We start from the raw sequence: 11648 nt of genomic DNA, 5'->3' as shown, positions 1-11648 counted from the left end.
TCGTCGGTGACAGGGTATTAGAGCGGGCGGAACTTTCGGAGTAAGCCATGCCCAGCGACAAATCCCAGCCCTCATTCGTGCTTGTCCGCCCGCAGATGGGTGAAAACATCGGCGCAGCCGCTCGCGCGATGTGGAATTTCGGTCTGGATCGGATGCGTATCGTGGCCCCCCGGGACGGCTGGCCCAACCCCAAGGCAGTGGCCATGTCCAGTGGAGCGGGGCGGCTGCTGGATGAGGCGCAGCTGTTCGACGACCTGGCCGGAGCGCTTGAGGACAGCACCTTTGTCTTTGCCACCACGGCCCGTCAGCGCGGGTTGACCAAACCGGTTTACAGCCCCGAGCGCGCCATGCAACTGGCCGCCGAAAAAGTCGCGGCCGGTCAAAAGGTTGCGGTTCTGTTCGGACCGGAACGCGCAGGGCTTGAGAATGAGGATATTGCGAAGGCAAACGCCATCATTTCGGTTCCTGTGAACCCCGAATACGCCTCGCTGAACCTCGGGCAGTGCGTGCTGCTGACCGCTTACGAGTGGATGCGCCAGACCGGAGACGTGGTGCATGAGACCACCGATCTGGGCAAGGGCGACTGGGCGACAGGGATCGAGGTTGAGAAACTGGCCGAACATTTCGAAGACCGGCTTGAGGCCGCGGGTTTCTTTTATCCGCCTGAGAAGGCCGATGGGATGAAGGTGAACCTGCGCAATCTTTGGTCGCGGATGAACATGACACGGGCAGATGTGCAGATGTTGCACGGTGTCATGCGGCAGATGGTCCGCTGGAAGGAAAAGGGCTGAGGCTGGACCTTACACTCCGGTAGCCCTAGCTTGCGTGAAAATCAAAGGCATGAGGACGGCATGAGCGGCAAGCGCAGCATCTTCGAAGAAGTCTCGGACACCGAACAACAAAAGGCGGTGCAGCCGGGGATGATCGACCGGGGCCGGGGCGGCGCGCGCGGGGCCATTCGTGTCTGGCTGATGAGCCTGTTTGCCCTGGTCGTGATCATGATCGCCGTAGGCGGGCTGACGCGGCTGACCGACAGCGGATTGTCGATCACCGAATGGCGCCCTGTTACCGGAGCCATCCCGCCGATGTCCGAGGCCGACTGGCAGGCCGAGTTCGACAAATACAAGCAGATCGATCAATGGCGCATTCAGAACCAGTGGATGGAACTCGATGATTTCAAGTCGATCTACTGGTGGGAATGGGGTCATCGGCAGCTGGGCCGCGTGATCGGTCTGGTCTGGGCGCTCGGGTTGCTGGGCTTCTTGGTGACGCGCAAGATACCGACCGGCTGGACCGGACGATTGCTGATCCCCGGCGCATTGGGTGGCGTTCAGGGTGCAGTTGGCTGGTGGATGGTCGCCTCGGGCGTGACCCAGGGCGAAGGGATGACGGCCGTCGCCAGCTATCGGCTGGCAGTACACCTGGGGCTGGCCTTCGTGATTTTAGGGTTCCTCGCCTGGTACATCCTTCTGCTGGGCCGGGAGGAGCGCGACCTGATGCAGGCCCGCCGCGCGAAAGAGGCAAAGCTGTTTTCTCTCTCAACCGGTCTGATGCATTTCGCCTTTTTGCAAATACTCATTGGCGCCCTGGTTGCGGGGATCGACGCCGGTCGATCCTATACTGACTGGCCGTTGATCGGCGGGCAGCTTTTGCCGCCTGACGCAACAATGTTGGAACCGATCTGGCGGAACTTCTTCGAAAGCCCGGGGCTGGTACAGTTCATCCATCGCTGCGCCGGTTATCTTCTGTTTGCGTTTGCGGTTGTCGTTTGGCGTCGTGGCGGAACCAGCGCGCATCTCCAGACCCGATTTGCATTCAATGCGGCCTTTGCGGCCTTGTCGCTGCAAGTGGTCGTGGGAATCCTGACGGTGGTCTACGGGGCGCCATGGCAGATCGCCATATTCCATCAGTTCATGGCCGTTGTGGTTTGGACGCTGATCCTGCGTGCGCGTTTCCTGACGGCCTATCCCATCGCAACTTCACTACGCGGAGCGTGACTTACATGACTGCATTCAATGACCTGATGGCTTTTCAGCGCGAAACCTCGGCCCTGGGACAGATTGCCGGGCGTTTGGGTTGGGATCAGGAAACAGTCATGCCGCGTGGGGCTGCCCCTCAACGGGCCGAGGAAATGGCGGCGATCGAGGCGGTTCTGCATGCCCGCCGGTCCGACCCGCGGGTGGCCGATTGGCTGGATCAGGCCGCGCCTCAGGACGAGATCGGCAAGGCCCAGCTGCGCGAAATTCGCCGTGCTTATGAACGTGCGGTCAAGGTGCCGGCTGATCTGGCGACGGCAATTGCCCGCGTGACATCCGCGGCGCAGGGGAAATGGGCGCAGGCTCGTGCGGATGAAGATGTATCGGCCTTTCTTCCGGTTCTGGCTGAGGTCGTCTCGCTGAAACGTCAGGAAGGTGAGGCCCTGGCGCAGGGCGGCGCCATCTATGACGCGATGGTCGAGGATTATGAGCCCTATACGACGGGTGCCCAGATCGCCGCGATCTTTGATGAGATGCGCCCGCGGCTGGTTGCCCTGCGTGCTGCGGTTCTGGACCGGACGGAACCGGCTGCGCTGAGCGGAAGATTTGATGAAGCGTCGCAGATGAAACTGTCGCAACAGCTGGCTGTAGCCTTCGGCTATGACCTGAACAACGGCCGCGTGGACAAGGCGGTGCATCCGTTCAGCTCGGGCTCTGGTCTGGATGTGCGGATTACCACGCGGACCAGCGAGACCGACCCGTTCAATTGTTTCTACTCAACGATTCACGAGGTTGGCCACGCCGCGTATGAACAGGGCATTGACAGTGCCTATCTGCTGACCCCGCTGGGCAGCGGTGTGTCCATGGGCGTGCATGAAAGCCAAAGCCGGATATACGAGAACCAGCTGGGCCGCTCGCGCGCCTTCACGGGCTGGCTGTTCGGTCAGATGGTCGAGGTTTTCGGCGATTTTGGAATTCCCGCCGATGCGGAAGCGTTTTATGCAACCGTCAACCGCGTCCACAACGGGTACATCCGGACCGAAGCGGATGAGGTGCAGTACAATCTGCACATCATGCTGCGCTTTGATCTGGAACGTGCGCTGATGGCAGGTGATCTGCAGGTGAGTGACTTGGAGGCTGCCTGGAACGACCGGTTCAAGGCCGATTTCGGTTACGCAGTCGACAAGCCCTCGAACGGATGTTTGCAGGACGTGCACTGGTCGATCGGACTGTTTGGGTACTTCCCGACCTATTCGCTGGGCAATGTGTATGCAGGGTGTCTGCATCAGGCCTTACGCGCCGCAGTTCCGGGGTTGAATGCGCAGCTTGCCAAGGGCGATACATCGAGTGCAACCGGATGGCTGCGCGAAAATGTGCAGCGTCATGGCGGGTTGTATGCGCCGCGGGAAATCATCGCCCGCGCCAGTGGTTTGGAGCCGGGTCCAGAGCCGCTGTTGACCTATCTGGAAGAAAAGTTCGGATCGATTTACGGATTGTGAAAAAAAGAACTGCGCCCGGGGTTTCGCAGACTGGCCGCAGTTCAACCCCACGTCACCGGGTCCAGACGGAACAGTTTGGACAACTGTTCGTATACATCCGGCACCTCGTGTTTCAGAGCTTGGGGCCGTTCGAAAAACACCTCGACAGAAACCGCGAAGAATTCTTCGTGCCCTGTGGCGCCATAAGGGTCGATAAGGGTGCGACGCCCGGCCTCGACCGCGTGAACATGGGCGTCAAAAGCGGTAAGGAAGACGCTTTCCCACTCGGCAAAGCTCTGACCTTCGCTCAGGACTGGTACGCCGTTTGTGCCGCCTGACAGGTCGTCGATCTGGTGGGCGAATTCGTGCAATACGACATTCTGCCCGTCACGATCATCCATCGCACCCTGACGGCTATGCGCCCAAGACAGGATAACCGGCCCGCGGTCCCAGCTTTCACCGGTGCGGACAATTTCTTTTTCGGTCACGACGTAACCGCTGCGTCGGCTCTGACGGGATTTGAAAGCGCTGGGATAAATCAGGATCGTGGTCAGATTGTTATACCAAAGATCACTGTTCACCACGAGCAGACAGGCCTGCGTCGCGATCGAAAGCTGCATCTCCTCGGTCACGTCCAGGCCGTCACAGCCATAAAACTCGACCTGATCGAGAAACAGGTTGACCTTGCCCTCCAGCTTGGTCCGAAACCGTGCCGGGAGCCGTCTGATCATGGGAACCTGATCGGCGATCACGGCACGCTCGTGATCGGACAAAGGAGACGCCAGCAGAGAGTTCCGCGTTTGCCGTTTGGACCAGTAGCGATAGCCGAAGAAACCAGAGACAAGCAGCAGGCAGGCGATCAGGATGAACATGGCGTCACTCTAGTCGGAAGATACCGAGACAGAAACGCTTTTTGCTGTCGGGCCGCGCAGAGAATGATCGCGCGGCCCGGCAGAATTTACTCTTCAGTCTCTTCGTCGCCCTGATCGGCAATCCAGGCAACGCTGACGACTTCTTCGCCTTTCCCGGTGTTGAACACTTTCACGCCGCCCGCTGAACGAGAGCGGAACGATATGCCATCGACGGGCACCCGGATTGATTGACCCTTGGAGGTGGCCAGCATGATCTGATCGTCGATTTCAACCGGGAACGAAGCCACCAGTTCGCCACCGCGCATGGCTTTGTCCATGGCCGCAACGCCCATGCCACCGCGCCCGCGAACCGGATAATCATGGCTGGAGCTCAGCTTGCCCGAACCGCCTGTCGTGATGGTCAGGATCAGGTTTTCGGCCGCCGACATCTCGGCATACCGCTCCTGAGGCAGAACGCTGTCGGCGTTGCCTTCATCCTCGTCGGCCTCGGCCTCATCGGTCACACCGGCCATCAGGCGACGCATTTTGAGGTAAGCGGCACGCTCGTCCGAGGTCGCCTCGAAATGGCGGATGACCGACATTGAAACGACCCGGTCGCCGTTGGTCAGCTTGATGCCGCGTACACCCGTCGACTTGCGGCCCTTGAAAACCCGGACAGCCGTGGTCTGGAACCGGATCGCGCGGCCGGAATTGGTGACAAGCATCACGTCGTCATCTTCCGAACAGATGCGCGCATTCACCAGTTCCACGCCTTCCGGCAGGTCCATCGCAATTTTACCGTTGCGCTTGACGTTGGTGAAATCGCTCAGCGCATTGCGGCGTACATCCCCGGCGCTGGTGGCGAATACGATCTGCAGGTTTTCCCATTCTTCATCTGGGACATCCACCGGCATGATAGCCGCGATGGAGATGCCGGTCGGGATCGGCAGGATGTTGACGATAGCCTTGCCCTTGCCGGTGCGCCCGGACTGCGGCAAACGCCAGGTCTTGAGCTTGTAGACCATCCCGTCGGTGGTGAAGAACAGCAGCTGCGTGTGGGTATTCGCCACGAAGAGGGTGGTAACCACGTCCTCTTCCTTGGTCTGCATACCCGAAAGACCCTTGCCGCCGCGTTTCTGGGCGCGGAAATCGGCCAGCGGCGTGCGTTTGATGTACCCGCCCGAAGTGACGGTCACGACCATGTCTTCACGCTCGATCAGGTCTTCGTCTTCCATGTCGCCGGACCAGTCGACGATCTCGGTACGGCGTGGAACGGCGAACTGGTCACGCACTTCGCGCAACTCATCGCCGATGATGCCCATGATGCGCTCGCGCGAGGACAGAATATCCAGGTATTCCTTGATCTTGGCGGCCAGTTGCTCCAGCTCGTCCGTGACCTCTTTGACGCCCAGTTGAGTCAGACGCTGCAAGCGCAGTTCGAGGATGGCACGGGCCTGAACTTCGGTCAGGTTATAGGTGCCGTCGTCGTTCATTCTTGACAGAGGGTCGTCGATCAGGCGCAGGTAGCCCTCGATTTCGGCAGCGGGCCAGCGGCGGGTCATCAGCTTCTCGCGCGCCTCGGCGGCGTCGGCGGATGAGCGGATCGTGGCGACCACCTCGTCCACGTTCGAAACGGCCACTGCCAGACCACACAGGATATGGCTGCGTTCGCGGGCCTTGCGCAGGTCGTATGCCGTGCGGCGGGCGACAACATCTTCGCGGAAGTCGATGAACGAGGTCAGGAAGCGGCGCAGGGTCAACTGCTCGGGGCGGCCACCGTTCAGCGCCAGCATGTTGCAGCCGAACGAGGTTTGCATCGGCGAGAACCGGTAAAGCTGGTTCAGAACCACTTCGGGCGTTGCATCGCGCTTCAGCTCGACCACCACGCGTACACCGTTGCGGTCGGACTCGTCCTGTACATGAGCAACGCCTTCTATGCGTTTCTCACGCACGGCTTCGGCGATCTTTTCGATCATCGCAGCTTTGTTCACCTGATAGGGAATCTCGTCCACGACAATGGCGTAACGGTCTTTGCGGATCTCCTCGACGCGGGTCTTGGCGCGTATGATGACGCTGCCGCGGCCTTCCAGATAGGCTTTGCGCGCACCGGAGCGGCCCAGCATCACGCCGCCGGTCGGGAAATCGGGACCGGGGACGTATTCGATAAGTTGCTCGGAGGTCAGGTCCGGATCGTCGATCAGCGCCAGCGTGGCATCGACCACTTCGCCCAGATTATGTGGCGGGATGTTGGTCGCCATACCAACGGCAATACCGCCGGCACCGTTGACCAGCATGTTCGGGAAGCGCGCGGGCAGGACAGTCGGTTCCTTGTCCTTGCCGTCGTAGTTGTCCTGAAAATCGACCGTCTCTTTTTCGATATCGGCCAGCAGCGACGCAGCAGGTTTGTCCATTCGGACTTCGGTGTACCGCATGGCCGCCGGGTTGTCGCCGTCCATCGATCCAAAGTTGCCCTGACCATCCAGAAGCGGCAGCGACATCGAAAAATCCTGCGCCATCCGCACCAGCGCGTCATAGATCGCGCTGTCACCGTGCGGGTGGTACTTACCCATCACATCGCCAACAGGACGCGCGGACTTGCGGTATGCCTTGTCGTGCGTGTTCCCCGTCTCGTGCATCGCATAGAGGATACGCCGGTGGACCGGTTTCAGCCCGTCGCGCAGATCGGGGATTGCACGGCTGACGATGACGGACATCGCATAATCGAGGTACGACGTGCGCATCTCGGATTCGATGGACACCGTCGGGCCGTCATAAGCGGGGCGTGCCGGTGGGGTTTCGTCCATGTTTTCAGGGGTTTCTGGCGTATCGCTCACGTAAACTGCCCGTTCTTTGTGCGGAGTCTATATCTTGTGGATGCACCTTATCAGACCCGGCACATAAGGTGCAAGCAACCTGCGTAATCGCGCAAGAATAACCTCGGTAACATCAGAGTAACATATTGTTAAGTAAGGATTAGGTGGTTTGCATGCTATGCTGAAGAGACCTTGACAGAAATCGGAGGTCTGCATGGAGCGAAGTGAAACGGAGCTGATGTTAAAGGGGTACGGGCTGACAACAGCGGAATTCTTCTATCACATGCCCGACTACATTCATGTCCTGAATACGTTCATCTGGCAGGATTACGATCTTGCGCCGGATCACCCGAAGCTGTTTGATTTCATTGACTTTTGGCAACGCGAAATCGAAGGGCCGCTTCATTCCGTCCGGTTCACGCATCGCAAGATGATCGCACCGGGTGAATGGCGTAACATGGTAGGTGAATTTCGGGTGAACTGAAAACGGACCAGAAAGGCAGCTGTTGATGTTGCCTGTGTCATTTTCTGTTGTATCGGTTAAGGTGCGCTTCAGACTTCGGATCACACACGGATTAGCCTGATGCAGAGAGTAATGATTGCGGTTGCCGCCTGTTTGACGTTTTGCGGGCCGGCATCGTCCGAAGGAGTTTTGGACAAGATAAAAAAGGGTGCTGAAAGCACGGCGGACGCCATCGGTCAGGGGGCCGAAGCCGTCGGCGGGACACTCAAGAAGGGCGCAGGCGCGGTTGATGAGACGCTCAATTCAACCGCCGATCTGGTGACTAACGAAGCCACCCCGGAAGAAACACGCGCCAAGCTGGATGCTATGGCGGAAACGGTACTGACCCAGTTACTGGCGGAAAACCCGGATGCGGCGTTTCTTTATGAAATCAGTGCAGGCTATGCGGTGTTTGATTCCCGTAAAGTCACGGTTTTTCCGGTTTCCGCAGGATATGGCCGAGGAGTGGCAGTATCAAAAGAAACAGGTCAGCACACTTACATGAATATGGGAACAGGTGGGGTAGGTGCGGCCATCGGCATCGGCGGTTTTGAAACCAAGTTCGTCATCCTGTTCGAGACCCCCGCAGATCTGGAGCACTTTATCGCCTACGGATACGACGCGACGGCTGAATCCGGTGCCATGTACGGCGATGACAGCAAAAGCGAGACGGTCCGGTTCACCGAGGGGCGTTCGTTCTTTGTGCTCAGCAAAAAGGGCTGGCGCGTGTCTGCCGGGGCGTCCGGAACCAAATACTGGAAATCCCCGGAACTGAACTGAGGTTCAGGCGGAACAGCTTGCGCCGCCCAGGACGCAGAATTTGGCGCAATGGGGGTGGTTCAGGTGCACGTCCGCCTCAGCGTCTGCAAGTGTCGGCCCCATCTCGAACTCAGCCTCATAGGGTAGCAAGGTGCAGGCCAGAACCGCCGGACGATCCGCGCCTTTGCGTTTGACCACCATGCGGGACGAGGCGCACATGACGCTGTCGGGAGATTTGTCCAGTATGCCCCAACAAGCGGTCGTGATTTCAGGTACTTCGGCGGTTTCGTCCATCTCGGGAAACAGGACAGTTTGACCAGGGTCGTGCGCGTCGATGTCAAAGCCATGCTCTGCAAAAAACGCCGCATAGCCGGCGCGGCTTTCTGTGTCGGTATCCCCCCAGACCGTACGACCGGCAACCGCCATTTTGATCCCGTTGTCGCGCAGCCATTCCATCCCGGTCTGGGTTTTTCCAAAGCTTCCTGTGCCGCGTTCCTTGTCGTGCAGTTCGGGCAGGAAGTGATCGACCGAGACCCGCAATGTCAGCTTGTCGCCAAAGTCACGTTGCAGACCTAACAGGCCCTCGCGCATCTTGCGGCGCATCATCGGTTTCATGGCGTTGGTCAGGATCAGGACCTCAAACCCGTGGTCCAAGGCGGCACGGGTCATGTCGATCATCTCAGGGTTCATGAACGGCTCGCCGCCAGTGAACCCAATTTCGCGGACCGGCCAGTTTCTGGATTTGATTTGTTTCAGAAAATCGGTCACTTCCGCCGCGGTGATATAGACCAGAGCGTCGTTGGTAGGACTGCTGGCAATATAACAGTTCACGCATTCGATATTGCATAGGGTTCCGGTGTTGAACCAAAGCGTTTCGGGATTGCTCAGCTTTACCGAGGCGCGAATCTGACCATCTGCTGTCATCAGTTTGTCCTGAAATTTTCCAGCATTGGCGATTTGGGCAGCGTTGTCTTTCATTCCCGTATCCGGTTCCTTGCAGTCGTCAGAATGACTTAACCTTTCAGGACAGCAGAGTTAAGTATGACGCGGCGGTCCTGACAGAGTTTTGATGACCTGCGAGAATTGAAGATTGATTGCGCTAACATTGGACATGCCGTCAGGGGCAAGGTAAGGAAAACCCATGGTTTCTCGTGTCATACCTGTGGACCCGTTCGATCTGGTCATTTTCGGCGCAACCGGCGATCTGGCAAAGCGCAAGATTCTTCCTGCGTTGTTCCGGAGGTTCTGCGCAAGGCAATGGCCCGACGATGTTCAGATCATTGGCGCGGCACGAGGGGATCATGACCGTCAGGGGTTCCGCGATATCGTGGCCGAATCTTTACGTCAGCACGCGTCCCGGCATTGTCAGGACGAAGCGGCGCTGGAAAGCTTCCTTCAACGTGTCGATTATGTCGCTCTGGATGCCGTGTCGACAGTGGGATGGGATCGGCTGGCGGAAAAACTGACAACCGACCGCATCCGCGCCTTTTACTTTTCGGTTGGGCCAAGATTGTTTGGACCGTTGGCGGAGAGGATCAAATCCAACGATCTGGCGACATCGCAAACGCGGATCGTGGTTGAAAAACCCTTTGGGCATGATCTGGACAGTGCGCGGGCCCTGAATGCGACTTTGGCGGCGCATTTCGAAGAAGGGCAAATCTATCGGATTGATCACTACCTGGGCAAGGAAACGGTTCAGAACCTGATGGCTGTCCGCTTTGGGAACATGCTGTTCGAACCGTTGTGGAACAGCCAGTATGTCGATCACATCCAGATCACCGTTGCCGAGACCGTCGGCATAGACGGCCGCGAGGAGTATTATGACCGCGCAGGTGCAATGCGTGATATGATGCAGAACCATCTGATGCAGCTTCTGTGCCTGATCGCGATGGAACCGCCGGCCAAGTTCGACCCGGACGCGGTGCGGGATGAAAAACTGAAAGTCATTCGTGCACTGGACCCGGTTGAGCCGCACCACATCGTGCGCGGTCAATTTGCGGCAGGCGGCGGCATGCCTGGCTATCGTGACGTTGTGGGCAACCCGCGTTCGACCACGGAAAGCTACGTAGCCTTGCGGGCCCATATCAGCAATTGGCGTTGGGCGGGGACGCCGTTCTACATGCGTACAGGCAAGCGGTTGGTGGCGCGGTCCTCGGTGATCAATGTGCAGTTCAAGGATGCGCCGCACTCGATCTTTGGTGAGGAATCCGGGCGGCATGCCAACGCACTGTCCATCCGGCTGCAGCCAAATGAGGGCATCACGCTGAAGGTTACGATCAAGGAACCGGGACAGGGGGGGATGCGCCTGATCGACGTGCCGCTGGACATGAGCTTTGCCGTTGCTCTGGGCCCCGAAAATCAGGACCCGCCGGACGCTTATGAACGGCTTGTCATGGACGTGATCCGGGGCAACCAGACCCTGTTCATGCGCGGGGACGAGGTCGAGGCCGCGTGGGCCTGGACCGACCCGATCATTGCCGGGTGGCAGGCGCGGGGTGACGTGCCGAAACCCTATGATACAGGCAGCACCGGTCCGGGCGACGCCGAGCAGCTGATGAAAAGAGATGGTCGCCACTGGCAAGGGATAAAGCCATGAATATTCAGGAATATGCAGACCGCGACATGCTGGCCATCGATGTGGCAAACGCGTTGGCCGGGGATCTTGAGGCGGCCTTGCTGCACCATGACGTGGTGTCTTTGGCTGTTCCGGGGGGCACGACACCGGGGCCGATCTTCGATGGGCTTTGCGCCGCCGATCTTGAGTGGGACCGGGTATGTGTCCTGCCGACGGATGAACGCTGCGTTCCGGGGGATCACGACCGCTCGAACGAACGTCTCATTCGCGAGCGTTTGCTGACCAGCCGGGCCTCGGTCGCGCAATATCTTCCGCTTTATGTTCCCGGCAAGGCGCCCGAAGAGATTTTACCCGAGATTGAAAGCCTGCTTGCCCCGGTTCTGCCTCTGTCGGTTCTGGTGCTGGGCATGGGCGAAGACATGCACACGGCATCGTTGTTTCCCGGGATGGACGGGCTTGAAGCAGCCCTGAGCAGCCACGCACCTACGCTGGCGGTGGCTCGCACCGAAGTTCAGCCCGAAGCGCGCATCACCCTGACCGCGCCGGTACTGGATGGGGCGCTGTCCAAACATCTGGTCATCTATGGCGCATCCAAGCGCGAGGCGCTGGAACGCGCAATGTCACTGCCGCCGGAAGAAGCGCCGATCGCCGCGGTTCTGAGCGGTTTGACGGTTCACTGGGCGGAGTGATGACA

At 59.0% G+C, this 11648-nt stretch carries 10 protein-coding genes; 7 read left to right on the top strand and 3 right to left on the bottom strand.

What is annotated here, in order from left to right:
* The first annotated feature begins 47 nt into the window (after positions 1-47).
* From ACR0CG_RS00465 to ACR0CG_RS00455, 3 genes are read left to right on the top strand one after another with little or no spacing between them, the layout of a single operon-like run.
* Positions 48-791, top strand: a complete 744-nt coding sequence (locus ACR0CG_RS00465) for an RNA methyltransferase (RefSeq protein WP_480522374.1) — start codon at positions 48-50, stop codon at positions 789-791.
* Positions 792-851: 60 nt separating this feature from the next.
* Positions 852-1997, top strand: coding sequence for a heme A synthase (gene ctaA, locus ACR0CG_RS00460; protein ID WP_480522373.1), 1146 nt, complete (start codon positions 852-854; stop codon positions 1995-1997).
* A gap of 5 nt (positions 1998-2002) precedes the next feature.
* Positions 2003-3475: a carboxypeptidase M32 gene (locus tag ACR0CG_RS00455; RefSeq protein WP_480522372.1), complete on the top strand. Its 1473-nt coding sequence runs from the start codon at positions 2003-2005 to the stop codon at positions 3473-3475.
* Positions 3476-3516: 41 nt separating this feature from the next.
* Here the strand turns inward: ACR0CG_RS00455 and ACR0CG_RS00450 are convergent, their stop codons facing one another.
* Both ACR0CG_RS00450 and gyrA read right to left on the bottom strand, forming a co-directional pair.
* Positions 3517-4326: a M90 family metallopeptidase gene (locus tag ACR0CG_RS00450; protein WP_480522371.1), complete on the bottom strand. Its 810-nt coding sequence runs from the start codon at positions 4324-4326 to the stop codon at positions 3517-3519.
* A gap of 86 nt (positions 4327-4412) precedes the next feature.
* A complete protein-coding gene (gene gyrA / locus ACR0CG_RS00445) occupies positions 4413-7139 on the bottom strand; it encodes a DNA gyrase subunit A (RefSeq protein WP_480522370.1) in 2727 nt (908 codons plus the stop codon).
* A 193-nt stretch (positions 7140-7332) separates the two neighbouring features.
* On the opposite strand from gyrA, the gene ACR0CG_RS00440 reads away from it, so the two are divergent.
* Entirely contained in the window at positions 7333-7602 is a 270-nt protein-coding gene (locus ACR0CG_RS00440; protein WP_170610835.1) for an usg protein, read from the top strand.
* 99 nt (positions 7603-7701) lie between these two features.
* Entirely contained in the window at positions 7702-8400 is a 699-nt protein-coding gene (locus tag ACR0CG_RS00435; protein WP_170610838.1) for a hypothetical protein, read from the top strand.
* A 3-nt stretch (positions 8401-8403) separates the two neighbouring features.
* Here ACR0CG_RS00435 and ACR0CG_RS00430 read toward each other — a convergent pair whose 3' ends face one another.
* Positions 8404-9357, bottom strand: coding sequence for a radical SAM protein (locus tag ACR0CG_RS00430; protein ID WP_480490047.1), 954 nt, complete (start codon positions 9355-9357; stop codon positions 8404-8406).
* A gap of 163 nt (positions 9358-9520) precedes the next feature.
* Between ACR0CG_RS00430 and zwf the strand changes: the two genes are divergently transcribed.
* Together zwf and pgl are read left to right on the top strand one after the other, a co-directional pair.
* Complete coding sequence (gene zwf, locus ACR0CG_RS00425) at positions 9521-10975, top strand: glucose-6-phosphate dehydrogenase (protein ID WP_480522369.1); 1455 nt, start codon at positions 9521-9523, stop codon at positions 10973-10975.
* Positions 10972-11643, top strand: a complete 672-nt coding sequence (gene pgl / locus ACR0CG_RS00420) for a 6-phosphogluconolactonase (RefSeq protein ID WP_321252732.1) — start codon at positions 10972-10974, stop codon at positions 11641-11643. Before zwf ends, pgl begins: the two co-directional genes overlap by 4 nt.
* The last annotated feature ends 5 nt before the right edge of the window (positions 11644-11648 follow it).

This window comes from Ruegeria sp. AB8 (assembly GCF_056542605.1).
This window is presented reverse-complemented; position numbering and strand designations above follow the sequence as displayed.

Bases quoted from the DNA above. Each gene is read 5' to 3' on its own strand.
- ACR0CG_RS00435 (WP_170610838.1), top strand. From the start codon at position 7,702: ATGCAGAGAGTAATGATTGCGGTTGCCGCCTGTTTGACGTTTTGCGGG.
- ctaA (WP_480522373.1), top strand. From the start codon at position 852: ATGAGCGGCAAGCGCAGCATCTTCGAAGAAGTCTCGGACACCGAACAA.
- ACR0CG_RS00430 (WP_480490047.1), bottom strand. From the start codon at position 9,357: ATGAAAGACAACGCTGCCCAAATCGCCAATGCTGGAAAATTTCAGGAC.
- pgl (WP_321252732.1), top strand. From the start codon at position 10,972: ATGAATATTCAGGAATATGCAGACCGCGACATGCTGGCCATCGATGTG.
- ACR0CG_RS00450 (WP_480522371.1), bottom strand. From the start codon at position 4,326: ATGTTCATCCTGATCGCCTGCCTGCTGCTTGTCTCTGGTTTCTTCGGC.
- zwf (WP_480522369.1), top strand. From the start codon at position 9,521: ATGGTTTCTCGTGTCATACCTGTGGACCCGTTCGATCTGGTCATTTTC.
- ACR0CG_RS00465 (WP_480522374.1), top strand. From the start codon at position 48: ATGCCCAGCGACAAATCCCAGCCCTCATTCGTGCTTGTCCGCCCGCAG.
- ACR0CG_RS00455 (WP_480522372.1), top strand. From the start codon at position 2,003: ATGACTGCATTCAATGACCTGATGGCTTTTCAGCGCGAAACCTCGGCC.
- ACR0CG_RS00440 (WP_170610835.1), top strand. From the start codon at position 7,333: ATGGAGCGAAGTGAAACGGAGCTGATGTTAAAGGGGTACGGGCTGACA.